The sequence below is a fragment of the Runella sp. R0.1_18 genome (assembly GCF_057652155.1).
Window position 1 is genome coordinate 83,132 of record NZ_JBYFCK010000018.1, and the last position, 26,964, is coordinate 110,095.

Sequence of the window (26,964 nt, forward strand, 5' to 3'; positions counted from 1 at the left end):
GCTATTTTACTTCGTAGTTGAGCATCATTCCATCGTCTTCATGTTCGAGGTTATGGCAATGAAACACAAACGTGCCTACCTTCTCAAACTTGGCGATAATCCTTACTTTTTCGCCAGGCATTACCAATACGGTGTCTTTCCATCCTTTTTCGTGAGATTGGATGCTTCCTCGCTCACCTGTTCGACTCATCACTTGAAAAAATACACCGTGTAAGTGCATAGGGTGGGGCTCGTCGCCATTGGTGTTGTCAAATTCCCAGATTTCGGTGCTGTTTAGCGTTACGCTTTCGTCAATACGATTCATACTGAAAACCTTTCCGTTGATGGTGTGCATCCCTTTCATGGCCATTGAGCCGTGTCCACCTTCCATCGCAATACCGATGTCGAATGTGCGGATTTTGGTAGCAGAGGAAGCGTTGAGTGCCTGAATCGTATTGAATGAATTGGGCATTTTGAAAGTTTCGGTTTCAGATTTATTGACAAGAAACTTCATTATTTTAAAGGACTGGCTTCCTTGCGAACTCACCCCCGAAAAAGCATTGCTTTGTAAAAATACCTCGGCGTTGAGGGCCATTTTACCAAAATCTACCAATAAATCAGCTCGTTCACCGGGAGCAAGTAGGAGGCTGGTTACTGATTCGGCTGTTTGCAATAACCCGCCGTCAGAACCAATGACTGAAAATGAAGCCCCATTGCTTAGTGACAAATTGTAGATGCGTCCGTTGGAACCGTTGAGTACCCGTAACCGATACATCCGGGTAGCTACTTGATGAACAGGCGATTGAATGCCATTGACCAATACCGTTTCGCCCATGTATCCAATCATTACTTCGTCCATGGTAGGGGAATAGACGATTCCTCCGTTGGTGTCTAAGCGTTTATCTTGAATCACCAGCGGGATTTCGTAACTTCCAGAAGGTAATCCGAGGGCTTTCTCTTCGGCACTCTCTACGATAAACATACCTGCCAAACCCATAAACACCTGCTTACCCGTTTTCTCATGCGGGTGCGGATGATACCAAGCCATGTTTGCTGCTTGGTCAATTTTAAAAGTATAATTGAACGATTGTCCTGCTGAAACTATTTGACTGGGATGTCCGTCCATAGCAGCTGGTACAAGTAAACCATGCCAGTGAATATTAGTTTCTTCACTAAGTCCATTTGAGAAAGGAATGGTAATGCTACTTCCCCGTTGAATCCGAAAAGTGGGGCCTAATATGCTGCCTTTATAACCAAGTACTTGGCTATTCTTACCTGCTATAATGGTTGCATTTTGGTTGCCAGCGGTTAAAACGCCACCCGTTGTAAGTGTTTCGGGCAAACTTAATGGAGTAGTAAATGCCCCTTCTATTACCAAAGGAGCCGTAGTCATGTTCATTGCTGCCATGTCGTGGTTCATGCAGCTTGATAATAGACTCTCCCCCACCAGTAAGCCTGCGGAGCCAAAGCCAAGGGTTTTCAAAAAGTCATTTCGTTTCATTGTAGTAGTTTATTGGAGTTAAATTTCATCCAAAGGCTTTCGTGTTTTATCCCGCAAGCGTTTGAACTGACTAGGAGTCATTCCGGTAATGGATTTGAACTGTGCCGATAAGTGGGCGACACTACTGTAATTAAGTAAGTCGGCGATTTGTGAAAGAGTCAATTCATCATAGACCAGTAACTCTTTTACCCGTTCTAATTTTTGATGGATTAAATATTGCTCAATGGTAATACCTTCCACTTCTGAGAAAAGTGTACTGAGGTATCGGTAATCTCGACTTACTTTTTCGGTGATATAATCCGAATGTTTCATCCGACGAAGCCCGTCGTTTTGGAGGCGAACCAACTCAACGATAGTCGTTTTTACTCGCTCAATTAGCTGTTGTTTTTTGTCACTCAACAACTCAAAATCATGCGTTTGTAATCGCTCAGAAATTTGGTCGAGCTGCCTATCAGTAGCAGATTTTTCGAGGACAACTTCACCTAGCTCGATTGTTAACACTTGGTGTCCGAGTGCTTCGAGTTCTTGACGAACTACCGTTTTACAGCGACCGCACACCATGTTTTTGATGTATAGTTTCATAAGTTTTCTAAGAAACGTAGGTAGGAAGACATAATGAATTAGGTAATCATGGTGAAAAAAGAAAACACCAAAAAGCAACTCGAAAGGTTGCTGTAAGCCCAGTAATGGGCATTTTACCTAATCAAATCAAGAAGGATTGTACAAAAATGAGCATACTACGCCCATGAAGTGGTGGCGCAGGGCTGTAAAAGTGCGGTAAACGGAATGAAACGGTTTGGTTAATCCAAGCCGCAGGAGTGAAATAAGTAGGATTGAAAATAGAAACTAAATCAATGTGCTGACTTATGAAGTGTACCGAACTGCCATCAGCCGAAGGGGTCTGAATTTTATAGTAAGAAACTTTGTCGGAACAGCACTTGCTACGCTTAAAACTCTCTCCACACCCAGACTTTTTATGACTGGCTTTATGGCTTACTTTCTGACATTTTTCTTCATGAACAAAAGAAACTGTCTTTGTTCCCTTCATCAAACACCAATGCTCATACATAGCAAACCCTGTGCTGGCAAACAACACTTGGATGGCTAAGTAAAGGCAAAATGTGCGCTCGATGATTTGCTTCATTACACTATGCTTTGATACCGACAAATGTACGAAGATGCAAGGGAATAGAAGGTTACATTTTTTTCGATACTTTTTACATAATTTTCAGATTAAACGAAGGAAACACTAATACCAGTATAAGAGATGTAATCGTAATAATTTTTTATTACTTACGATAACGTTTAATTATCATAGGTAATGTGTATTTTTGTAAAAACCTAAAATCATGTCGCAAGAAGAACTAGAAAAGCTCATTTATGTCAAACATCCTAATAAGCAAATCCGACAGAATCAGATTGAGGCTTTGGAGAAGAGCCCAGTGGACCAATTTGATTTTTTGGTTTTGTTGTTCAATTTTGGAAATGCGTCGTATCGATATATGAGCCTAGCAAAGGGGGAAGAGACACTGGAGGATTTTGAGGATTGGCTTGAGGGGCTGCCCGACAATGCTAGACAGGTTTTTGAGAAGGAAGGATTTGAAGCGGCCAAAACTGCTTGGCCATTTCGGCGTCATGTGATGGAACGTCGTGACCTTGGCATGGATGAGTTCATTCAAAAATTGTTGCGTCCGAATGATTGGGAAAAATGGAATGATTCTAAAAAAAGTAGTGAAGATGGACAGTGAATCAGCTAAAATAGAGGTACATACAGCGCAACCAATTAGCAAAATACTTTCCCAAAAAGTAGCCGACTATGCCCGTAAAGGGCTAGACGGAGCAGCTAATACAAAACGAGCATATCAAACTGACCTCAAGTATTACCGAAGTTGGTGTGCTGAAACTTGCCAAGTTGAAATGCCTGCAACGGCTGCTACACTGGCAGCATATGTTTCTCATTTGGCCGATACGCACAAATGGGCGAGTATCAATCGTAAATTATCCGCTATTCGTAAACTTCACGAATTAAATAACCTTGATTTGCCGACTAAAGACAGGGCTTTTCGGGCTGTTATGGAGGGTATCAAGCGAACGAATGGGGTGCGTCAGAAGCAAGCACCTGCGTTTAAAATGAAAGAACTCAAAAATATTCTACGCGGAATTGATACTACAACCAATGCAGGATTACGGGATAAGTGCTTGATTCTGTTGGGATTTGCAGGAGCCTATCGACGCTCGGAGTTGGTAAGCCTGAATATTGAGGACGTACATTTTAGCGATGATGGCGCGATTATCTCTTTATCTAAAAGTAAAACCAATCAGTATGGGGAAGCAGAAGAAAAAGCTTTTTTCTTTAGTCCAGAAGCCGACTTTTGTCCCATCCGAACATTAAAAAATTGGATAAGTCGTTTAGATAACGCCACTGGCCCCTTGTTTGTGCGGGTGCGTAAAGGTGATAAAATTACAGACGAACGATTAAATGATATGACTGTTTATGAGACAGTTAAGAAGTATTTTGGGGAGCGCTATTCTGCTCACTCGTTGAGAGCTTCTTTCATAACCATTGCCAAAATCAACGGGGCTGATGATTCGGAAATAATGCGACAATCCAAACATAAAACGAGTTTGATGATTCAACGATACACCCGAATTGAAGACATCAAGGAGCACAATGCTGCCACTAAATTAGGACTTTGAAGGCGCCTGAGAATTGAATATTCTAAGTAAACTGTCCAGATTATTGTTTTTATTGAATTCTCAGTGAACTACATAGGTCTACTCTGTAACAAGCGCAGAAGTGCCAGGATTTGCCATTAAACCTACTTTGGTGTTAAATGTGTATAAAAAAGTAGCCGAAGATTAGCTCTTTATTTTCGTTGTCACTTGAATCTGTTTTCTTAGTTCTTCATTTTCAGTGACATACCTTTGGAGTTGCCCTTTGAGATAAGCATTCTCAGAAAGCAGTGCCGAAATCATTTTTTCAGTTTCATCATAAGGTATAGCTTCTTCAGATTGTTTGGCTTGATTAGCATATCCCCTACAAGTTCCACAACAATATTTCGCTGTAGATCGGCTAGCAAAAAAAGGAGTTCCACACCAAAGACAAGTTTTCTCAAAAACTTTGGCGTTGTATTTAAAATCTGAGCGGTTTAATTTCGGCATAAAATTGTATTTAATAGATTTAAAACGAAATAATAACGATATAAATATATTTATTTATCTATAAAACTCCAACTTTTTTTTCGAATCTCTCCAATCACGTATCAAACTTGACTGCAATTCATAAAACAAAACATTATGATAAGGCACTATTAAATGACATAATTCATGCAAAATAACATACTCAATACATGATTTGGGTGTCTTAATAAGATTGGGGTTAAGCAAAATATTACCACTTTTAGTACAACTCCCCCACCGTTTCGGCATCGCCATCACTTTGTAAGTTAACTGCTCTTTTCGGCCGATGTCCAAGGGTAATTTTTCGAGGCATTTTCTAAAAATGGGCTCAAACTTTTCTTTTGCCTTATCTCTATACCATAACTCCAACATTTTTTGAATGGTCTTTTTATCGTTTTTATTTGGTACGAAAATCTCAATATAACCCGCTCGAAAAACAACTTTCTGTCTTGGCTCTTCGATGATTTTCAAACGATACTGACGACCCATATAATAATGTGTCTCACCTGAAACATACTTTCGGGGTGTATTTTGGGGCTCATACTGCTGAAAAATATCCTGCTGTTTGAGTATCCATGCCGCTCGACGATGCACTTTTTCCTTGATTTTTTCAATAGTAGCACCCAACGGAGCAGTAACAATTACCAACCCTTCGGGGTAAACAGTTATCGCTAAACTCTTACGTTTTCGATATTCGACCGAAAAATTGACTACGATTGACCCAAATTGAATACTATGATTTTCCATTAAAACGAACTTTGGCGATGCTGACAAATTTTTCGATTAAATCATCAAGTGTAGCTATATCCCAAGCTAAACCATAATCATTTTTGAACTCCCATAATGAATCGTCAAAAGCTGTTTTTAATTTACCAATTACTTCACTCTTGTTTTGCCAATCAACAATAATAGCTCCGCCCGACAATACATTATCTTTAATCTTGTCTTCAATAAGAAGTGATAGCAAGGCTGTTTGACCCGATAAGTTTTCTATCTCTTGTTCGGTCAAAAGTCTATAAATCGCTTGGGCAGTATCTCGGCCTTGGAGTAAGTCGGGCAAATCATCGGCCTGTCGGTTCAGCACAGCCTCTTTGATGTCATTAACTTTGCTTAAAAATTCAATTTCATTGATACGCTGTTGCCGATAAGCATCTAAGGTGTCTTTAATCATTTCTGAAAATCGCTTATAAAAAGCGGGGTCCTCATCCATTTTTTCAGTAATTGTTTTCTGGGTACGACTTGCAATCGCATGGGCTTTGGAAGCCGTTCCCGCTATTTTTTGTACCTCTGCTTCAAATTTTTCTCTGTCAAAAATATTGACCTGCTCGGTAATACTGATGATTTCATCGGCAGATACATGGGTATCAATCAGCTTCTGTACTTGTCCTTCAAACTGCTTATAATCAACCTCTAACGAATATATTTGAATAACGGTTTTTCGCAAATTCTGAAAAAAAGCAAGGTCATTTTTGTACCTTTCTTGTTCTGATTCAGGACTTTGACTGACAAATTGATACGAAGAAAGCGCCATTTTAAGTAATCGAGCGAAACGAGATAGTCTTTCAAAAAACATGGTTCGTAACGCCTCATCTGAAAGAAAGTTTTCATAGGCTGCAGAATCTTTCTTGTTTATTATGGTTTTGAAGGTATCCCAAAGCACCGAATGTACCTGCGGTAGTTGTGTTATTTCTTCTTGAATGTCCGTAATCGTATCTTCCAAGTCTTGATTATCGTAATCCTCGTAACTGGTATATAGTTGCAGGGTACGATTCAATTCCTCAATTACGCCGTCGTAATCAATAATGTAGCCGAATTCTTTTCCCACATACTTTCTATTTACACGAGTAATCGCCTGAAAAAGCGTATGTTCTCTCAATCTTCGACACAAATACAACACTACATTGCGAGGGTTGTCGAAGCCCGTCAGCAGTTTATCTACTACGATGATAATCTCAGGCGTATCACTTTTTTTGAAGGCTTGCCGTAGGGTTTCATCGTATTTCTTGGCCGTGCCGTACTTATCCATCATTTTTTTCCAATGAATCAACACCTCATCGCTAATGTGGCCGTAGGCATCTTCTGTCCCTTCTCGGTCGTCGGGTGGCGATACTAACACTTCGCTTGATAGCAACCCAATTTCATCCAAAAATCGTTTGTACCTTACAGCGGCTTGCTTGTTGGGCGCTACTAATTGCCCTTTGAAACCCGTTCCCTGCCAGTTGTCTTTATAGTGTTTAGAAATATCCCAAGCCTTGGCGTAAATCACCTGCTCTCCTGCGGTAAGTGCATCTTGACGGCTAAATTTTCGCTTCAAATCGGCCCGCTGATAGTCATTCAATGGCTCTGAAATCTTATTGAAGTAGTTGTCTAAGGGTCTTTCGTTGACGTTGAAAAGCGGTGAACGGCCTTCAAACAACAGTGGCACTACTGCCCCATCGGCTACGGCATCAGATACGGTATAGCTGTCTATGATACCCCCAAACTTAGCAGCGGTATTCTTTTCTTTTTTCATCAAAGGCGTGCCCGTAAATGCAATAAAACAAGCCGTGGGCAGCACCCGCTGCATTTTTACGTTCAGTGTGCCGTATTGGGTACGGTGTCCTTCATCTACCAATACAAAAATATTGGGGGTACTAATGGCCTCCGTCATTTTTTTGACGGCAGCGTCAAATTTGTTGATAATGGTTGTAATGATGGCATCCGAACTTTGGCTTAGGTATTCTACCAAATCATTGCCTGTCTTGGCCTGTACTACTTCTTTGTCGCACTTGGCAAAAGTCTGGTAAATCTGATCGTCTAATTCCACACGGTCGGTTACCAAGATAATTTTGGGGTTTAAAATTGTTTTATCCATGGCCAACAATTGCGCCAGCATGACCATTGTGTATGATTTGCCACTCCCCTGCGTATGCCAAATCACCCCGCCAGTCCGCACCATAACGCCTGGTACTACGGGCGAAGGACTTGAAATTTTGAGCCGCTCTAAGGTTTTCCGAACGCCAAAGTATTGCTGATACCGAGCGATGATTTTGGCACCAGCATCATAAACTACAAAGTTGAAAATCAAATCGAGGAGCCTTTCGGGACGACAGATATTATATAGGTGTTCGTCCTGACTTGTGATGCTCCATTCTGCTCCAATGGCTTCTTGGTAGGGGTTGTATTGTCCTGTTCGCTCCTCATTGCGCAATAGGTTTTTCCAGTATATGGTATTGTTAATACTCTCATTTTTGAGGGTTTGTAAGACTGATTTTTGATTTTCTTCGGCCTGACGGTTGGGGTATTGCTCTCGCCAGGCGCCCCAAAACTCCTCTTCGGTGGCGGTAGTGCCATATTGGGCGGTATTTTCGCACAGGGCTATACAAAGCTGCGAATACACGTACAGGCTACGGATGCCGTCTTCGTTTTGGTTGCGTAAATGCTGTGATATGGCTTGGCTGAGTGGTCTGTCTATCTTGGGGCTTTTACACTCTACTACCACCAACGGAATACCATTGACGTACAGCACAATGTCGGGACGATAGTGACTGGCGGCAGCCCCATCAGAGCGATGCGACCGCTGCACGTTGAGTTCTTCGGTTACGTGAAAAACGTTATTGGCAGGGTTTTTCCAGTCTATGTAGTGGAGAGTGTAGCTTTTTCGGTCGCCCAAAATCGTCTCTTCAAAGCTCTTGCCCAACGTAATCAAATCGTAAATGTATTTGTTGGAGGCCATAAAGCCCTCTTGCAGTGGGTAATCTTGCAGGGCATAGATGGCATTGCTGACGTTGGTTTCTGAAAACGGATAGCTACGACCTTTGTAGCGAAAAGTGTTGTTTCTATGTATTTGTTCTCGTAAAACTTCCTCCAACAAGATGCCGCTGGTCTTGCCACCCCGAAGTTGGAGGGCTTCGGATGGAGCCAAATACCTGTACCCTATGACTTGTAAGGCCAGCAGGGCGGGTATTTGACTGATGTCGTCTTCTCGGTAGGAAGGATTCATAATTTTAGACGTTAAATAATGTACTTCTTCAATGATTTACGGTGGTTAAACGGTTACTAAATTTTTCTTGTAAAAGGTTAATAGGGGGGGAAATGTTTGCCTAAGTGCCTTCGCCAAAGTTGGATTGCTTTCTCTTTCTTTGTTGTTTTAACAGCAATTTCTCCATCTTCTATGAGGGCATTAAGAAGGCGAAAAAATGCCTGTCGCTTTGGCAATGTGTTTATGTTTCTCAATAAGTCGTCATTCGGTTTTACGGGCATATTACAGCTAAAATCTCTTTGTAAGGTTTGCCTGATACTTATTAAAGTTTTTAAAAATGCTATATCATCTCGGCTGTGTTTTTCGTGATGAATAGCTGCTAAAACGGTCATGGCTACTCCTTTAGGCATTTCATTCTGTTGGGCATAGTAGCTTGCCCAACCTTTTAGATAGCGAATAATGTGCGTCAATTGAACATTTCTGCTGCCCTTATTGGCTTTATACCATGCCTCAAATTCGGTTGCATCACTCGAAATCCAACCGTTTCGAGTAGCCAATTGTGGATTGCGCTCTCCCCTTAGCTGCTCTAAATAAAAAATAGGTACATCAATGTGGATTTTTGATTCTTCACGATAAATTACTCTCACGCATTTATTCTTGCGAGTAGGGGCATAAGTAGTACGCAAATCATAAAGAGCATCATATACTCGCTCAATCAGTGTAGCAGGCTGTACATTGGGTTTGGGATAAAAATAAATCCCAAAATCTATATCTACTGTATCGCCTTGCTTTCGAATCATGGTGCTGATACTTTTTGAACCTTGTACCTTGAAGCCCTTTACATTATACCCTTCCCTTTTGTCGAAATACTTTCTCAGTTGTTTTTCTACCCCATATTGGGCAGTTTTCAAGCGATTAAAGGTAGTTGGCGGTATATCCAAGTTACTCCGATAAGTAATGAATTGTTGATGACAATTTGCCATGACGTTATCTTTTTATAATTACTAAGTGTACACTTAGTTTTGTGTTTTAGGGTGATTTTGTTGATTTTTATTGTACATTGTACAAAAAATATTGTACTTTATTTGGAAATATTCAAATATTTAAACACTTTTGCATCAAGTCGACTCGGTAAAACCCTTGTTTGTATCGGGCCGCAACAATCAAAATCCTTTTGAGCCTTGGTTTGTAACCAGGGCTTTTTCATTTTCTGACGATTCCTAATGGATCACTTCTACTTGCTTTTTTTAGTAAAATAGGTTCTAACTCATCAAAAATCTTATCCAAGCCAAATTTCTTTAAGCTACCTTTTGGAAACTCTTTGCGATAGAGTGTATGCGCCACAAAATCAGCGGCTTGAATAAACGTTGAGTGTTGCGAACTGCGCATGAACACATCCTCAATGATATTGTCCACGGGGGCATTATAGTATCCTTCATAATGCGATGGAGTTGGGTTATAAACCCGCATTTTGCGTAATAACTTCCTAATGTTGGCATCTTGGCAATCGTCGCTTACGATAATACCACGTCCCTTTTGTGATTTTTTCAGATACATATCATAACGTTGGATTAGCCTCGCCCAAGCCAACTCCTGAAAGTTTGTTCCGATTGGAAAATGGTCTTTGTTAAGTACAATATTGATAATGACAGACTTATTAAAGATAACGGGTATCTGCCGTATAAACTCTTTTAAAATATTGATTCTTTGAGATTTATGAATTTTTCTGTATTCTTCGATTTTGCTAACCCGTATCAGTTCAGCAGCATGTAGCTCAGTCCGAATCAATAATCCATACGTATCTTTGAGGTATTTACGAAACGACTTCATTCTATTGAGAGACTCCTGCCAGTCATCTTCACTCACGATAATTCCACTCAAAATATAGTGTTGTGAACCATATTTTGAGTGACCATTGTCTCCGCTTTCGTCAACGTACATGATTTGCATCGCTTTTATGTTGTTATTACCCGCACTTTCCCCGTCAATAACTGCTGCATCAGGCCCCGTTTTTGGGTTTTGAGTTTTTCCAAATACGCCTCCGTTTGCCGTAGCTCCGCATCCGCAGTGTTCAGAATGACGGCGATGCGAGTTTGCTCGGCGAGGGAGGGGAAAGGTATCTTTATTACTGAAAAATCATCAAAACTTACTTGGCGACCATCTCTAATTCCTATTACTGCGACACCTAATTTTTTAATAAATCTGTCAGACTTAAAGTAATGTTTATAGTAATCTCGATAAATTAATATTTTAGGTCGTAGAATTGTATAAGCAGGGCTAATAATCCCTCGGTATTCCGAATACTCAATTCCTCCCTCAAATGAGCGTAACGAGATAATAAAATCTCCTATCTCAACAAGTTTGTAACCATTTGTTGAACCTTCTGGTGATGCAACCCTACCTTCTAACATACTTCTTAAAATAACACCTCTGTCTTGTGTTGCAGATAATAATGGCTCATTTGGATAATTTTTTTGTGAAATATTTTGGAAAATTGTTCCTGCTTTTATTTCGTTTTTCTCTGTATCTAACAGTTGTTGCATCAGTCCTTTTTTGCGTTTTTGGAGGGCGGTGAGCAGGGCGGAGGTTGTTTGGATGGCGGCATCCCAAGTACCCAATATGGTCGCTATTTTCTGCTGTTCGGGGAGGGGGGGGAGAACTAGCTGTATATTACTAATATCTTCAATACCTACGTTAGCTTGATTGCCTGTTCCGCCTTTTGCAACGTAAAAGAATTGATTAAGGAAACGATTAGTATTTAATTCATAAAAAACATATTTAGGATTTAACAACTCTGTATTTGCAATAATTCGAGCTACTCGCTGATTTAATAGTAAACGTTCTTCATTTGTTATTTGAAATGTATAACCATAATCCCGTTTTCCAACAGTACCTGTTAGTGTTATTAGGATTTCATTTGGTTTTAACAGATATTCTCTTTCACGACTTGACAGTGAATTCATAAAAGATTGAGACCGTTCTAAGTCTAACTTACTGCCATACAGATTACTCATTTTGATGACCTGATATAAACCAGCGTTTTGAAACTTCTTACTGTCAAATGCAAAGCCTCCTTGTATCTTCGCAATCTCCCCCAATTTTTTGAGGGACCAGCCATTGGGGAGGGAGTTTTTGGGGTTATTCATGGGGGTTATTGGGTTAATTATGCAAGTGAGACTTGCATAAATTAGAAATCGAGTACAATGCCTAAAATAGGTAAAGAAAATGGGGGTTTTGTTTACTTGTTTTGAGAATAGGTAAAGAAAAACGGCGTTTTGTTTACATTTTAGGAACATTCATGATTGTTTCAAAAAGTCGTTGATTGATATAATAGGTTTCTCGTCCTATTTTGTGTTTTTGCAAAATACCTACTTCAATGAGTGCGTCGAGGTATTTGATAGCGGTGGGTTTACTCAACAACAACTCGTTCATGACAAACTCAATTTTGGTGTAGGGGTGGTTAAACAGGTTGTTAAGCAAGTCTTGGCTGTATATTTTGGGGAGTTGGCTCCGCATGGTATGCTTCACCTCCTGCATTTGGGTTTTGATGTTCACAATCATTTGAGTGGTTTGCTGGGCGGTTTGGGCCACCCCTTCGAGCATAAACAACAACCACGGCTCCCAATCTTGGGTTTGGCGGGTCAGTTGCAGCAGGCGGTAATATTCGGCTTTGTACTGATTGATGTAGCGGCTTAGGTACAGAATGGGGAGTGTCAGCAGTCCTTCTTTAACCAGATACAGAATATTGATGATACGCCCCGTACGGCCGTTTCCATCGTAAAACGGGTGAATACTCTCAAACTGATGGTGAATGATGGCCATTTTGACCAAAGGATCGAGGTCTGAGTTTTCCGAGTCGTTGATGAACTGTTCGAGGTTTTGCATCAAAGCTACAATCTGGTCGTGGGTCTGTGGCGGAGTATAAACCGTTTCGCCAGTTTGTTCGTTTTTCAGGGCGGTTCCTGGCAATTTCCTAAAACCCGCATTGTTTTCTTCGATGATGCCCTGTATCTGAATAATGTAATTGTTGGTCAAGATACTATGCAAGCGTACCAATTCATAGCCATGTTTGAGGGCTTGGGCGTAGCTATGCACCTCTTTGGCGGCCATTGTTGCAAAGTGACGTTTGAGGGCATCACTTTGGTAAAGCTCGTCGTGGGTAGTTATGATATTTTCGATAGCCGAACTGTCTTTTGCTTCTTGCAAAGCCAGCGTATTGATAATGATGGCATCGTTAGGGATAGTTTGTGCAATACCTTTCAGTTCGGCCAAACTCTGATGTGCCTTGGCCGTTTTTTTCAATACTACTCTTGTTTCGATGTCTTGGGGTAGTGGCAGTAGCGGTATGGTGTATTCCATGTTGGGCTTGATTAGCGTTTCAATAATTTAGGTAGTAATACACTAAATCTTTTCTTTGATTCTACCTCTACTTTGCTGGGTTGTTCGTGCTCAATTCCACCACCCTTCCAATCGCCAGTTGCTACCCAATTTTCGTAATGATATAGCCATTCTGATGCCCAGGGGACAATGGTTTCTACAATCCATAAACCGCTGTGCCATTCGTTGTTTTTGGGATAATAGAGACAAAGCTCCTGCTTGATTTGCGAATACACATGAGGGAGTTTTTTGCCATCAGGAATGATTAATGGCGTATGGACTTTGGTAATTGGCGCTTTACCTTGCAAATACGTGACGCTTATTTGATAAAGTTGGCTGATAGGATTGGGTTGTAGGCAGCCTTTCCACTTAATACCCAAACCATGTGCCAGCACCGTAAAATCAGACAGGGGGAATAAGGTTTTTAACCTTGCTCCCTGCATTATAGGGGTCAGTTTTTTAACCTTTATCGCTTCCATACGGATTGTGTTGGGTTACAGGTACACTTTTTGGGGTCTGTTGTGAGCTCAAAATTCCCGTTCCTGCCGCCATAAAGAGTCGGTTGGCTTCTCGTTCTTTCAGCGTTTGTTCAGCCACCTCATTAAGAGCTTTTCTCACTATATTTTCACCAAAGTATTGTTGCAACGGTACTGCAAGTTCGGGTAGTCCACGTTTTTGGGCGAGCTGGTCAAAGTCTCGCTTCGCTCGGTTGAGCCACTCAAAAAACAATTCTTCCTTTTCAGGGTTTTCTGCCCATTTATCAGCAAAGTTTTCGAGTGGATTTACGGGGTTTTTAACAACTCTATTGCCTTGCTCATCCAACTCAATAAAACTTGCCATTCGGCTCAATACATTACGTAGGGCTACAAAAATATCGGTTTCGTTTTGGTAAGCTTTGGCGGCAAGGGTAGTAATGATTATCGAAATGGGTGCATTGGGGTTATCGCCATAGCGCAAATCTCGGTGCCGCTTCAAAAGTTGTACTACCCGTTGTAGAGGGGTTTTTACTCGGTATTCAGGTACAGCGTCCACACTCATTTTCATTTGTTCCGCCAAAAGCATACGTCGGCGGTCAAATTCGACCCTCATACACTGCAAAAACCACAGTGCATAGCCTTCAGGATTGCTTTTGGGAAAATCAATATCGGTATCCCACGTTTCATTGTCAGTAATACAAAGGGCATGAATGGCAAGCGAACTGGGTACAGCCAGTAGTGTAGTGAGTTGTTGAATATACTGAGCGCTGTCGGGAATAGACGGTACGATGTCTAAATGAAAACGAAACTGATCATTGTATTGCAGTCGCCAACATCTCCGTTTTTCGGGCGCAAGCATACGCTTGTAGGTTTCATTCGTTTTCAGACGGTCACCTACTACTTTTTTTAACCACTGTTGCGTAATTTGGCTTTCAGAAATATGTAGTTTACAGGTCAAATCAACGTCGTAATCTTCATCTTCCAAAAGCGGACGGATTACTGTTCCGTACCTAAAAGACCCTTGGGGGCTAATATGCGGACGGTAGGGCCTTAATGGTGAATCGGGGGCATCTAACCAACTTGCTACGGCTTGGTAACTGCGGGTAGCGATTTCATACTGGGTATCTGTAAGGTCTAATTTTTCAGCAATTTTATCAAGAATTTTGCTGTACTCTCTGTCTATTTCAGGCGTCATTTTTAGTCAATTTTAATTGTTGGATAAAACCCACGAGCTGGGTTTTGAAAATTTTGGTCGTAAACGAGCATTGGCAAGTCTGCCTTAGGCATTCTTACTCTTCCCAATTCAATGGCCATGGCATTAGGCATTGCAGGGAATACGTGAATGAGGTTATTTTGACCATGGCGGGCTTTTATTTCATTCAAGAGCGATCGCAACTCCGTTCTAAACCGTGCCAATTGCTCTCTGTTTCTCAGAAAGTCATTGTTGGGTTTGTTCACTGTAAATGTCCAAATCGAACATTCCTCACCTAATACGCTCACAACACGGTCTTCCGTAATCGAAGCGCTCAACGCAAATACCAAAGCAACGGTGGGGTAATTATTTTGAGGTTTTATAATCTCAAAAGTTACCTCATCCGTTTCATTCAACCACTTCCATGTTTTCGGCTCTCGATGAAGCTGATAAACCTCCGTTGGGTGTAAATCACCCAATAGGCTTCCTAAAAGAATCAGTAAAGGCTGGGGAGCTAACCCAAAGACAGATAGGTGTTTGATTGTACCTGATTGCCTTTGGCGTTTTACATAATTATCAAAATTTATCCGTAAGTTATCCTCTTCATATTCCCAAAATCGTTGATTATGGTCAAGTATTCCACTATTTGTCAATCCAAGTTGTATTCCGCTTTGGCTTGATGGATAATGTGTGTCAATGATTGTTTGATGTGCCATTTTATAGCACAGCGGGGAATCATGCTTTCCTATGTTTGCTCCAAAAAGTAAGATTTCACTATGCTTATCTTGATGTATTCCTGTTTGTCTCTCAATACGTTCTTCATGAATTTGTTTCATTTTGAGAAGTACAACTTCTGGATAATTTTTGCCTCCAATACCTTTTTCGTCAACTCTATTGTGACAATCAGCGCATAACAACATCAAATTGCTATATTCAGTACAAAGTAGCTTCGACCTTATCGGATCTCCACGTTCTCCACCTTCTTCTGCCGCAACAATGTGAGCTACGTAGGCCTTGTTGCATTCTTTCATTGTTATATCATCTCGCCAAAGTTGCTTGTTACAACCTTCAAACTGACATCTTCCAGCAGCTTTAACCCAAAGCCTTAAAATTGTTTTAGGAGGTATGGGAGTTCTATTTTTTTCTTTTTTCGTAATTGTTTTCATGGCTGTAATTATTTAAAATCCTAATTCCTGCAAATAGGCTTTCATTTGCTGCTTAATGTCAGTAAGTTGGTTTTCAAGATAATCAATCTCGTTTTGGGTAGCTTTCAGGTCTATTTCGAGTTCTTCCTCAAAAGTATCCACGTAGCGTGGTATATTGAGGTTGTAGTCGTTTTGGCGGATTTCGTCGAGCGTGGCCCAATAGGCGTATTTAGGTTCAACAGCCCCCAATGAGGAAGCTTGACGGTAGGTACTTACGATGTGCTGGATATGGTCGGTGCTGAGGGTATTTTGGTTTTTACCTTCGGTGTATTCACGGGAGGCATCAATAAACAACACGTTTTGGTGCTGCTTACCACGATTGAACACCAAAATAGCGGTAGGAATACCCGTTCCGAAAAATAGATTGGCAGGCAAACCAATTACTACTTCAAGGAGGTTGTTTTCGATAAGTTGTTGGCGAATCTTGCCTTCGGCTGCTCCTCTAAACAATACCCCATGCGGCACCACTACTCCTACCTTGCCACGGCCTTCGTAGGCTGTTTCTATCATATGGCTGATAAAGGCAAAATCCCCCTTTGATTTGGGCGGAACTCCCCGCCAAAAACGGTTGTAGCGATCGTGGGGAGCTTCTTCTGCCCCCCATTTATCAAGCGAAAAGGGCGGATTGGCCACTACAATGTCAAACTTCATCAGGTGGTCGCCTTCCAATAACAGGGGGTTATTGATGGTATCACCCCAACGAATGGTGGCATCGTCCATGCCGTGCAAAAACATGTTCATACGAGCCAGGGCGTAGGTAGAGCCGTTTACTTCTTGGCCATAGACCGAAAAATTGTTGTTGCCAATTTTTTGAGCCACTTTAATTAGCAATGAACCAGAGCCACAGGTAGGATCGCAAATGCGACTACCTGGCTGGGGGTTCATGAGTTCAGCCAAAAGCGTAGCCACGGGCGAGGGCGTATAAAACTCCCCTGCTTTTTTGCCCGCATCAGAGGCAAAGCGTTCAATCAGGTACTCATACACATCGCCAATGACATCGGCCGATTCTAAATGAGAAGGCGATAAATCCACATTTTTGAAATCTTCAATGAGATTTTTCAGACGGCGGTTGCGGTCTTTGGTCTGCCCCAAATTAGCCTCTGAATTAAAGTCAATATTCCTGAACACGCCCTCTAACTTAGCACGGTTCGAGTCTTGTAACTCTTCGAGGGCTTCGTTAATCAATTCGCCGATGTTGGGTTCGTTGCGGTTGTTATACAGGTAATCGTATTGGCAATGCTCGGGCAATTGGAAACGCTCGTTTCGCATGGCGCGTTCGGTTCGTTCAGTATTGCCATCGTAGCGGTTCAGATGATAGTTATAGCGGTCTTTCCAGAGGTCAGAAAGGTACTTCACAAACAGGAAAGTCAAAATATAATCTTTGTACTGACTGGGGTCTATTACGCCTCTGAATGTATCGCAGGCTTTCCAGACGGTATTGTTAATTTCAGCTTGTGAGATGAGCTTAGACATGATTTTGAATGATATGTGTAAAAATTCCTTGAAAACGTAATTCTTTCTGAGCCCACGCTTGCATTGTAAGCTGTCGCTCTTGCTGATGGAGGTGGTGAAGTTGAATAATTTGGTACTGTTGGGCGAGAGGAACAATCGGCACGAGCAGATTCAAAAAATCTTTTTTGTTGAGTACGGGTACGGTGGCCGTGGTACTAATCATGGATTTAATTTTCACTTGGGTACTGGGTTGGTTGAGGTAAAGCATCAAAAACCGAGCATCAATCAAAGTAGTTTGGAGTCTCACGACAAAAAACGACGATGAGGCCACAGCAGGCAAATAGCTTTCCTCGATATAAAAAGCGGTATTACGCCCTCCCTTAGCAGGAAGCAAAATATCGCCTGTTTGTAGAAGTTGTCGCTCAGTTGTGAGGTCAGCAGTTTCTACAAAAACGGCTGGTTGGTTGTTGATTATCAACCCACTATCATCAAAATCACTCATCTGCAAATAACGTATCTCGCCCGCCGAATGACGATTTTGGATATTGACTCCAAAAAGTATCTCTGCTATATTTCCAATTGTTTCCATCAATCACATTAACCTACTTTATACAAAAGTAGTTCATTTTTGTTAAATATTTTTTATTTTATTTTAATGTAATAAAATTTTTTATAGAAAAATAGGTGTTAAAATAACCAAATGATAGAAATTATGTATTTTATTTGTTGACACAACAAAAGTAAAAACAATAGTCGTATTGACAAATATATATTTTTTACTTATTTTGTCAATATAAAATTCACTAAAATGGAATCTACTTTTGCCGATAGGTTTGTTTCGGCTCGAAAAATGGCTGGAATGTCGCTACAAGAACTCGCAGATAGTTTAGGGGATGTTTCCAAACAAGCCCTTCATCAGTACGAACAAGGAAAAGCCCGACCCGATAGCGAACGCTTAATACGAATCGCCCAAATATTAGGCGTTCGAGTCAATTATTTCTTTCGCTCTGAGCGGGTTATCCTCCAAAATGTAGAATTCAGAAAGCGAGTAAAACTTACCAAAACCGAAGAAGAAAAAGTACGAGAGCAGACCGTTGATTTTTTAGAAAGATACCATGAATTAGAATCGCTATTGGATGCTCAAATCAAGTTTGAGAATCCAATAGAAGGTACTGTTATTAACTCCTTTGAAGACATTGACCCCGCGGCGGAGCGGTTACGAGACGCTTGGAAGTTAGGACGGGATTCTATTGGAAACGTGATTGGAACTCTCGAAGACCGAGGCATTAAAGTATTTCAGGTGTCGGCAAACGAAAGTTTTGATGGATTATCTGCCATGGGTAATGATAGCCTTGTCATTGTAGTTAACACCGTTTTTGATGTAGTGAGGCAACGGTTTACCGCTTTGCACGAGCTGGCCCACTGCGTATTGAGGTTTAATCCAGACATACCCGAAAAACAGGTTGAAAAACTCTGCCACGCTTTTGCAGGAGCCTTTTTGTTGCCAAAAGAAACTTTTATTGAAGAAATGGCCGTACGGCGTCGCTATATTTCCTTAGCCGAATTGGTGCAGGTGAAAGAACAATATGGTGTTTCTATTCAGGCCATTATGGCACGAGCTAAGGCATTGGGCATCATCAGCGAGACTGGGTATCAAGACTTTAGTATTCTATTCAGTAAATTAGGCTATCGAAAAAATGAACCTGGACGATACCTTGGACAAGAAAAAGCCCTACGTTTCAAGCAGCTACTCTACCGAGCAGCAGCCGAAGAAATCATATCTATGTCGAAAGCGGCGGCCTTGAATAATCAGAAGTTAGCGGAGTTTAGACAGGAATTAACAGGCTTAACGCATGGATAAGTATTAAAAAGCACTATCACCCCACCTTCGCCCCCACCCTTTTCTCTTCTTTTTTCTCCGAAACCTTCTCCGTGAGCGAATCCTGAATTTTACGCTCTATGCTTTGCAAGTCTTGGCGAAGCTGCGTAAGCTCTTGTTTGTAGGGCCACGGCTTCGATATAAAATCTCGTAATTGCTCAATGTCACGTTTGAAGTCTCCTACCCGCTTGCGTTGATCTTCTATCAATTTGGGGATTTTTTCAAGTGCATTATGGGCAAACTGAGCGGCCAACTCTGGCGTTCGTGGCATTTGGCCGCCATTATGTTGGTACTTTGCACCATTTGGTGAAATTACCGAGAAATAATTCACCTTATGGGCGTACCCATCTACAAAATGAGTACTGGTGAACACTACTAGCTGAAACCCGTGTAATTCCCCCACCTTTTGTTCTGAAGCACTACGGTTGTTTTTATCAATACTGACCAGTTTTTTACCAATTTCTTTGGGGTCTTCACTTTCTAAGCCTGCCACTTTAAGCTGTCCAGTAATTTGGTCCGTTTCAGTGTAAGCCTGTTTTTCTCGCAACAGTCTTCTGTCCGCGATTAGGCTCTCCAATTTTTGCGCTGTTTTTTCGGTCTGTTGTTGTTGGGCATTCAACCTCTGTTGTGCCGTTATCACGTCTTTATTGTAAATCAACAAGTCGGACTCTAATCTGCCCAACCGCTTTTCTATCTTAGCTTTTTCCAATAAATCGGTATTACCCGACAAAATTGCGATGTATTCGCTAAAATTCATGCCGTTCTTTTCGTCCAAACTGCCTTCGTCAATCCGTCTGGTAGCTAAGTTAGAGTTTTTGATTTGGCTAATAAACAACGATTTGTTCTGCAACAGGTTGAACTTGTAGTTGTCCAAGGTCTTTTCGACGGCATACACATAGTTGTGGACTTGGTTGCCGTACAATTTTGCAATCTCGTTTCCTTTACGAACCCCTCTCCCTATACGTTGGTCTAATTCGGAGGGTTTCCAAGGAATATCCAAATGGTGCAAGGCCACGATGCGCTGCTGTACATTCACGCCCGTCCCCAACATTTCGGTTGAACCCAACAGGATTCTTACCTTGCCTGCGTTGGTATCGGCAAAGAGTTTGGTTCGTTGGGCTTCATTTTTACATTCTTGGATGAACCTGATTTCATGAGGTGGAATCTGGTACTCTTCTACCAACTTTCGTTTCAATTCGCTATACACATTCCACTGCTGAGGTTTGTACGTTCCCAAATCCGAAAATACTAGCTGTGTCCCTTTGTGGGGCAGGGTTTGCTGATAGTGTTCGGCCAGTTTTTGGGCACATTGGCTCACTTTATTATTGGGATGGTCATCGTAATTTGGATTGAGCAAACGCATATCCAAGGCCATTTTCTTGGCGTAATTGGTCGCAATTAGCATCTTCGCCGCCTCTTCTCCTTCACTTAGTTTGGGACGGCCGAGCAAGGTCGCATCGCCCGTTTCGGCAAACTTCATTAATTTCTGAATAAAATCTTCTTGCTGCGGCGTGGGAGATACGTGTATGAGTTTTTGGTTCAACTGAGGGCGCTCAATGCCAATCATGTCGGCCGTTCTAAAATCGGTAATCTGATTGTAAAACATAGCCAACTCAGGTACTTTGATAAAGTATCGAAAACGCTCTTTCTGAATCAGGTTATTGGTGACCGAAAACTCAAAATCGGTGGTTTTCTTGGCATATACTGCGGCCCAGGCGTCAAAGTTGACAATATTCTGTTTTTGGAGTTCTTTGGGGCGGAGGTACTTAAATATTAGATAGAGTTCGGTCAATGAGTTACTGATAGTCGTCCCTGAAAGAAAAGTAGCACACAAATCCTTGTTCTTGCGTTGCTGCATCGTTCTAATCGCGTACAGCAAATTAATGGCCTTTTGGCTACCTTCTTGGTTGCCTAAACCCGCCACTCGGTTATGGCGAGTGGTAAACATCAGGTTTTTGAAGCGGTGACTTTCGTCAATAAACAAGTGATCAATGCCCATTTGCTGAAAATCAGGAACATCGTCTCTTTTTTCTTTGAGTTGGTGGTTGATACGAGCCATCTCAACCGTCAAGTTTGCTTTGCGCTTTTCGAGTCCTTTCAAAGCAGCCTTGGATACTTCGTTGTTTTGGCGACGCATTACTTCCAAATCCAGTTCTACGTTGTTCAATTCCGCTTGAACCGTCTTTTGCTGGATTTGGTACGACTGAGGAATTTTCCCAAATTGGTCGTGGGTCAGAATGAGACAATCCCAATTATTGTTTTTGATGTCATTAAATAGTTTGACACGGTTTTCGGGACTAAAATCACTAGCTTGGGGATATAGCAGCTTCGCTTCTGGGTAGGCCGACTGAAAGGTTTCCGCAATCTGGTGAACATTGGCTTTGAGTCCAATAATCATGGGTTTGTTGACAATGCCCAACCGTTTCATTTCATAGGCAGCCACGCACATAATCAGGGTTTTACCCGAACCTACTTCGTGATCTGCCACTCCTCCTTCGTTTTGAAGCAGCATCCACACGGCATCTTTTTGGCTTTGGTATAAACTCGTTATCCCCAAGTTTTTGTAATTGAGGTGCGGAAACTGCTGGTGCTTACCATCGTATTGAGGTTTGACGTAGCAGTTAAACAGTTGATTATAACGTTGTTCTATCTCTGTTTTGAGGTCTTTTGACTGCTCGTTTAGCCAAACAGGAAACTGATGACGAATTTGTTCAATTTTACTGGCCGCCAATTGCGTTTTCTCCTGGTCTTTGACCGTCATTTCCTGGCCATTTTCCCACAACTTTTTGGTAATGTGAGGATTGGTATTCAGCAACGCATATTCGGCTAAATCTAGGCCATCGTAGGTGCGGGTTTGAGCATTTACGGCAAATTCAGTGGTAATTTTTGCGTTACTTTGGGTACTTCGCAAGGGTCTCACCGTAAACGTATCCGTAGATGGTGCGTACTGAATCCGAATGGGTAGGTCAAACAAATGGCTCAAATAATCTTGATATACTTGCGTCGGAATCCAACGTTCGCCAAAATTAAATTCCAACAGTTCAAACGGTACTTTTTCTGGCTGGCTTTCACGTAGTGCTTCCAGCGTTTTTTCCACCTGTGCCTGATGCTGCTCCGTCGTATTTTGTTCGAGGTATTCTTCAATCGTCCTCAATTTTTCAAAAACATTACCAGAGAGCAGCATCTCTCGGGTTTTGTATTCGTCTTGAATCGGGTCAAAGAGCAGGCGGTCTTGCAACTGATTCAGCAATTTTTCGTCGCTTAAACCACTCACTTCTTGCATGTAGTCAAGATTGACTTTCCCGAACCAATTCAACGACGCAAGTAAGGCATCTTCGGCCGTTTCAATGCGTTGTTTTGTGGAAAATGAAACAGGCTGTTCAAAAATATCGGCTTTAATAAACTGCCCCTCTTTGACCCGCTCCAAAGCCAACAGTTCTTTCCCTTGCGGGTCGAGCAAGACGGTTCCAACATTTTCTTTGCGGTTTAACTGACCGTATTGGGCCATGAAGCGCTCATACGATTCATTTAGCAGCTGGCGTAATCCTGCATTTTCGGCTTGAAATTCCTGCTCAAAATTGTAGAGTAGCTGGTAATTATCTCGAAGCTGAATCAGGCTTTTCACTTTTTCCTGTTGGGCCTTCGAGACTTCCAGAGGACGAAAAGAAGGTTTTGCCTCGGCCAACTCGTACACCTTTCCCACAAGCCCATTTTGTTCTACCAACGAACCTTCTTTTAAGTGAGGGTATTTTATGCCTTCAAAAAGCTGAGATTCAATCACCAACGTTGGTTGAAGCGTCGCAAAAAGGTCAAGTTGAGGCGTAGGTGGGGCTTTACTAATGACAACCCGCGCTTTTTCAGTTGGTACAGCGATTTTGAGGTGTTGGCCCAAATCCTCGTCCAGCATTTTTTTCAATTCGTGACCAATGGCTTCGCCTCCCCCTTTATGAATGAAAATCCGAGCGGGTTTACCATACTGGTCAGTATCAAATTGAAGCTGGGTATGGACAATACGCCCCAAGTTTTCGTAATAGCGGTTGCTCGGATACTCACCCCGTGGACTTTGGATAAAGAGCCGTTCGCGATGGCTAAGGTTTGTTTTTTGGGTATCTTTTTGGAGAATAATCAAATCACTGCCAACACTTGTGCCCGCAAAATCAGTAAATAGATTGTGAGGTAAGCGAACTGAGCTTATCAGATTTGTATTCCGCATCAAATAGTGCCTGATAGGCTCATTACTTGGACTATTCATCAACGCATCAGTTGTCAAGAAGGCCACTACCCCACCCTCTTTAACTACGTCCACGGCTTTGGCAAAAAAATAACTGTGCAAACTTCGGCAAGCCTGGCGTTTGGTTTTTTCTTTGCTGTTGGCAAAGGCGGCATCCCACACGGCCACGTCGCCAAAGGGAATGTTGGAGGCTACCAAGTCGAAGGTATTCAAGTAGCGACTGCTGATGTCTTCGAACCCTTGTTGTTTTACTTGATTTTTACCATACAGCGTTTCCAACAGCGTAGCCGTCAGTAGGTCTTTTTCAATCAAAAGGGAATTGGTGAGAGATAAACCTTTTTGCTGAAATCCTTCCGAAAACTGCCCCAACCCCGCCGAAGGGTCTAAAAAGTTGTTCACTTCAAACCCCGTTTGTTGGATAGCTTCTCCCAGCGCTTCAATCACCGCTGGAGGAGTGTAAAAACTGGTCAATACACTATTTTTAAGGCTTTGCCAGTATTCCTCGGCCCGTTGTTCACCTGCCGCATTTTTTATTGTTTCCCACAGTGTTTGAACAAGGGGGCGTAATTCAATATCTGCTTTCGTTTGCCAAGCACTGTCGTCTTCCAAGGGTAAAAGTATCGCCTTGATTCCACCAAAACCTGCATAGCGACGAATTAAATCGGCTTGCTCAGACGTTGGACTAGCTCCTTCTTTTTGCAATTGCAACGCAAGAGCTATCGCCTCGGTATTTTGTACGAGGTGGTGTTTGGGATTAAAGGCCATGAGCTTGAATCAAATTTTCAAGTTGACCGATTATTAAATGGTAGCAGAGTCGCTGATTCTCGCCCGATTCAGATTCGTACTTGTGTACAAGTTTTTCGAGCAATGGGCAAATAGCAATGACAAAGGTTTGCCGTTTCTCTGTTGCGATTAATCTTTGATAATCAGACAGAAACTCGGTTTCGAGCAAATTATTCAAAAACGAATAGGTCGAGAAAGATAGGCCATTGGTGAGTTCAGCAATGGCTACCTCTTGGGCTTGTAAAACGTCCTTACCTGCTAATCGTTCCTTTTCAAAAATAGAAGCAGCCTGATTTGCTCGCTCTAATACAAGATTCTCTATTTCTTCTGGGGCGAGTTGAGCCAGCAAATCAGGAAAATCGCTTTGCAAATAACTCTGTAAGTATAGGGTAAAGTAATTCTGCTCCATAGTTGCATCAAAAACTAATTTTATTCTTCCCTTGCCCAAACCCCTGTGATTCAGAATTTTTCATTTCCTCCTGTTTTGATTTTTGAATCTCTTGGTAAGGTTTAATTGCGGGCGGTGCGGGCAATTTAAGGTTATGAGAAAGAGGTAAGGCTTGACCCTTACGTTCTCTCAACACATCGTTCAAATCTTTTTGCTGACGAGTTGGACGCACGACTTGAAATAGTTTTTGTTCTTGCCGTTTTTCGATTTCATCACTAATACGATTCAATGCCTTAGTCAATAATTTAGTATCATTCGGAAAGTGAATCGTAGTACGGGTTATCATGTATTTCATGTTTTCATCCAACATGGTTTCTCGTTGAAACTCATTGATTTTCTTTTCTTTATCGTTCAAATCCGTGCTATATCGTTTCACAAACAAATTCATGTCTTCGACCAAATCTTTTATGAAGCTCTCGTTTAGTTCCTGCGCTTTTCTTGCTCCCAACGCTAAGGGGTAGCGAAGCTCCAAGTTCAACCGATTTGTTCCGACGGATTCTTGGTTCTCGGTATTTTCATCCGTTTTTTTTGTTTGCTGATTAGTAGGTGATGAATAGGTCAGGTAGGGTTTAACCTTCATCTCAGGGTTTTCGGACGGATGGTCCAAAGCCAAATAATTCACCGCAAACCGTAACCCAGCATTATCACCATCTTGTGCAATCACTAATTGCGCTTGCGGATTTCTATTGAGGATTTCTTGCAAAAAAGCCACTTGTTTCCCGCCAGGTTGCCCACCAGTAGCGACGTAAAAACGTCGTTCATCAGCTTGTTCGGGGTTCAATTGTTTTAACGAAATCGCATCAATGGCCGATTCAGAAATAACAATTCGTTGAACGGGGACTTCATAAAAACCCGTTTTGGCTTGCTCAATAGACAAAACAGCACGTTTTTCTTCGCCTAATTCTCCAGATAAAAATACTACGTTTTTAGCATCTTGGCGGTAAATTGTACCAATAGTCCCCTGTAAAATTTCTTGTCCTTTTTCATCTTTCATAGCCTCTCTTGCCTCAAAAAAACGATTTGAGTGCCAAAGTGCTTCTCCTCGCTCCCCTTCGGGAAATGCTTTATATGCCACATTCCGAATATCCATTGATGCAATATTTCCATCACGGGCGTACATAGGGAAGGCTGTATTTACGTGTCGAATCACACCCGTGTCAAACGCCACGTTTTTGATTCGTCCCTCAAATTCTTTGGAAAAAAGTGTCTGTTTTTCAATAGCCCGTCCTTCCAAATATTCGGTATCAGTCAACGGAGCGATCTGATATTTGCTGTACAAATCCTGCTCACGGAGCTGCGTATCTTTCAAGAAATAATTGGCAGGAACTTCAATCATTGGCTCAACCATTCTCTTCTTTTCAGCAAATCCATCTTGCATCATGATCGAGTCAATCGTCTGAAAAATATGGCGATAGTTTCCGTGTTCCATCCGTTCCATGAACTTAAAAATATCACCTTTGAATTGTGGGTCGTTTAAATCCACAAAAAATTTAGCCCCATAATCTTTGACGGCCGCAACTGCCAAACGTTGCTTATCTCCTTTTATTCCCGTTTCGTACAGCCGCCAAGCATCGTTGGGACGGGACTTCTTTTTATCCAACTGATAACCATAATGTTGTAGTACAATTTCTAAATCTAACTCCTGCTTTATTTGGCTTAAATCTCGGGTCATACGTCCGCCTTTTCGTTGGGTTTGGGATGATATGGCTACTTTATCTCGTTCCGTAATTTCACTACCATCAGGCTTTTTTAAGGTCACATCATTTTTCGCCGCAAATCGCTCAATGGTCTCCAGATTCCAAGCCTTATGAACTGACTTCGATTCTTGAATATTATGATACAAGTCGTTCATATTTAACTGCTTGTACCCAACAGAACCATCAAATTTTCCCGTTTGGCTTGGCAAATACGCTCGCCCTTTCTCACTTCGTTGATACACTTCTTTAAACTCGGCAGGATGAAAACCACTGATTGCTGGGTAAACAGCAACTCTAACCTCGCCACTACCCAGCGTTAAAGTACGTTTGGCTTCTGGATTGGTAACGACGCTCTGAGGCAATTGGGTAATACTTCTGGCCCCATACATATTTTTGATGGCCTTATTGCATCTTTCAACATTATCGGGTGTAGGTTCAATCCAGAGTTGAACATTTCCAATCGTACGAGTATTATCAATGCCATTTAAGGCAAAATCACCAAATGCTATGTAGCGTACAGCTTCTTTGTTTAAATGTCGAAGGATGGCTAATTGCTCTCTCGAAGCTCGGTTTTTGACATCTTGCATGGTCTTTTCAGGCTTA

The 26,964-nt window shown here is 41.8% G+C and carries 21 protein-coding genes; 3 read left to right on the top strand and 18 right to left on the bottom strand.

Annotation, left to right across the window (positions count from 1 at the left end):
* Position 1 precedes the first annotated feature (1 nt).
* The 3 genes from AC23P2_RS24435 to AC23P2_RS24445 form a co-directional block, all read right to left on the bottom strand.
* On the bottom strand, positions 2-1,480 hold the full coding sequence (locus tag AC23P2_RS24435; RefSeq protein ID WP_474721868.1) for a multicopper oxidase family protein: 1,479 nt from the start codon (positions 1,478-1,480) through the stop codon (positions 2-4).
* A gap of 18 nt (positions 1,481-1,498) precedes the next feature.
* Complete coding sequence (locus AC23P2_RS24440; RefSeq protein WP_474721867.1) at positions 1,499-2,062, bottom strand: helix-turn-helix domain-containing protein; 564 nt, start codon at positions 2,060-2,062, stop codon at positions 1,499-1,501.
* Between the two features lie 121 nt (positions 2,063-2,183).
* A complete protein-coding gene (locus tag AC23P2_RS24445; RefSeq protein WP_474721866.1) occupies positions 2,184-2,624 on the bottom strand; it encodes an HYC_CC_PP family protein in 441 nt (146 codons plus the stop codon).
* Between the two features lie 205 nt (positions 2,625-2,829).
* Between AC23P2_RS24445 and AC23P2_RS24450 the strand changes: the two genes are divergently transcribed.
* Together AC23P2_RS24450 and AC23P2_RS24455 are read left to right on the top strand one after the other, a co-directional pair.
* Positions 2,830-3,228 carry a hypothetical protein gene (locus tag AC23P2_RS24450; RefSeq protein WP_487775609.1) on the top strand — a complete coding sequence of 133 codons (399 nt, stop codon included), beginning with the start codon at positions 2,830-2,832 and terminating at the stop codon, positions 3,226-3,228.
* Complete coding sequence (locus tag AC23P2_RS24455) at positions 3,218-4,177, top strand: tyrosine-type recombinase/integrase (RefSeq protein ID WP_487775610.1); 960 nt, start codon at positions 3,218-3,220, stop codon at positions 4,175-4,177. The genes AC23P2_RS24450 and AC23P2_RS24455 overlap by 11 nt, the downstream gene beginning before the upstream one ends.
* A gap of 162 nt (positions 4,178-4,339) precedes the next feature.
* Here the strand turns inward: AC23P2_RS24455 and AC23P2_RS24460 are convergent, their stop codons facing one another.
* The 12 genes from AC23P2_RS24460 to AC23P2_RS24515 all read right to left on the bottom strand — a co-directional run bounded on the left by AC23P2_RS24460 (position 4,340) and on the right by AC23P2_RS24515 (position 17,912).
* Positions 4,340-4,642, bottom strand: a complete 303-nt coding sequence (locus AC23P2_RS24460) for a hypothetical protein (protein WP_487775611.1) — start codon at positions 4,640-4,642, stop codon at positions 4,340-4,342.
* A 54-nt stretch (positions 4,643-4,696) separates the two neighbouring features.
* A complete protein-coding gene (locus AC23P2_RS24465) occupies positions 4,697-5,407 on the bottom strand; it encodes a M48 family metallopeptidase (RefSeq protein ID WP_487775612.1) in 711 nt (236 codons plus the stop codon).
* Positions 5,394-8,642 carry a type I restriction endonuclease subunit R gene (locus AC23P2_RS24470; RefSeq protein WP_487775613.1) on the bottom strand — a complete coding sequence of 1,083 codons (3,249 nt, stop codon included), beginning with the start codon at positions 8,640-8,642 and terminating at the stop codon, positions 5,394-5,396. Before AC23P2_RS24470 ends, AC23P2_RS24465 begins: the two co-directional genes overlap by 14 nt.
* A 77-nt stretch (positions 8,643-8,719) precedes the next feature.
* Positions 8,720-9,604, bottom strand: coding sequence for a CBASS cGAMP synthase (locus AC23P2_RS24475; RefSeq protein WP_487775614.1), 885 nt, complete (start codon positions 9,602-9,604; stop codon positions 8,720-8,722).
* Positions 9,605-9,824: 220 nt separating this feature from the next.
* Entirely contained in the window at positions 9,825-10,571 is a 747-nt protein-coding gene (locus AC23P2_RS24480) for a DUF3800 domain-containing protein (RefSeq protein WP_487775615.1), read from the bottom strand.
* A gap of 5 nt (positions 10,572-10,576) precedes the next feature.
* A complete protein-coding gene (locus AC23P2_RS24485) occupies positions 10,577-11,767 on the bottom strand; it encodes a restriction endonuclease subunit S (RefSeq protein ID WP_487775616.1) in 1,191 nt (396 codons plus the stop codon).
* A 133-nt stretch (positions 11,768-11,900) separates the two neighbouring features.
* Positions 11,901-12,980 carry a Fic family protein gene (locus AC23P2_RS24490; protein ID WP_487775617.1) on the bottom strand — a complete coding sequence of 360 codons (1,080 nt, stop codon included), beginning with the start codon at positions 12,978-12,980 and terminating at the stop codon, positions 11,901-11,903.
* 11 nt (positions 12,981-12,991) lie between these two features.
* On the bottom strand, positions 12,992-13,477 hold the full coding sequence (locus AC23P2_RS24495; protein WP_487775618.1) for a type II CBASS E2 protein: 486 nt from the start codon (positions 13,475-13,477) through the stop codon (positions 12,992-12,994).
* A complete protein-coding gene (locus tag AC23P2_RS24500) occupies positions 13,458-14,669 on the bottom strand; it encodes a nucleotidyltransferase domain-containing protein (protein ID WP_487775619.1) in 1,212 nt (403 codons plus the stop codon). Before AC23P2_RS24500 ends, AC23P2_RS24495 begins: the two co-directional genes overlap by 20 nt.
* Positions 14,670-14,671: 2 nt before the next feature.
* Positions 14,672-15,832 (bottom strand): SAVED domain-containing protein, encoded by a 1,161-nt coding sequence (locus AC23P2_RS24505; protein WP_487775620.1) that lies wholly within the window; start codon positions 15,830-15,832, stop codon positions 14,672-14,674.
* A gap of 12 nt (positions 15,833-15,844) precedes the next feature.
* A complete protein-coding gene (locus tag AC23P2_RS24510) occupies positions 15,845-17,344 on the bottom strand; it encodes a type I restriction-modification system subunit M (protein ID WP_487775621.1) in 1,500 nt (499 codons plus the stop codon).
* Complete coding sequence (locus AC23P2_RS24515) at positions 17,337-17,912, bottom strand: restriction endonuclease subunit S (protein WP_487775622.1); 576 nt, start codon at positions 17,910-17,912, stop codon at positions 17,337-17,339. Before AC23P2_RS24515 ends, AC23P2_RS24510 begins: the two co-directional genes overlap by 8 nt.
* Before the next feature lie 219 nt (positions 17,913-18,131).
* On the opposite strand from AC23P2_RS24515, the gene AC23P2_RS24520 reads away from it, so the two are divergent.
* On the top strand, positions 18,132-19,184 hold the full coding sequence (locus AC23P2_RS24520; RefSeq protein ID WP_487775623.1) for a helix-turn-helix domain-containing protein: 1,053 nt from the start codon (positions 18,132-18,134) through the stop codon (positions 19,182-19,184).
* Between the two features lie 16 nt (positions 19,185-19,200).
* Here AC23P2_RS24520 and AC23P2_RS24525 read toward each other — a convergent pair whose 3' ends face one another.
* From AC23P2_RS24525 to AC23P2_RS24535, 3 genes are read right to left on the bottom strand one after another with little or no spacing between them, the layout of a single operon-like run.
* A complete protein-coding gene (locus AC23P2_RS24525) occupies positions 19,201-24,198 on the bottom strand; it encodes a helicase-related protein (protein ID WP_487775624.1) in 4,998 nt (1,665 codons plus the stop codon).
* Positions 24,188-24,625, bottom strand: coding sequence for a DUF1896 family protein (locus AC23P2_RS24530; RefSeq protein WP_487775625.1), 438 nt, complete (start codon positions 24,623-24,625; stop codon positions 24,188-24,190). Before AC23P2_RS24530 ends, AC23P2_RS24525 begins: the two co-directional genes overlap by 11 nt.
* Before the next feature lie 7 nt (positions 24,626-24,632).
* Positions 24,633-26,948 (bottom strand): toprim domain-containing protein, encoded by a 2,316-nt coding sequence (locus AC23P2_RS24535; protein ID WP_487775626.1) that lies wholly within the window; start codon positions 26,946-26,948, stop codon positions 24,633-24,635.
* Positions 26,949-26,964 lie beyond the last annotated feature (16 nt).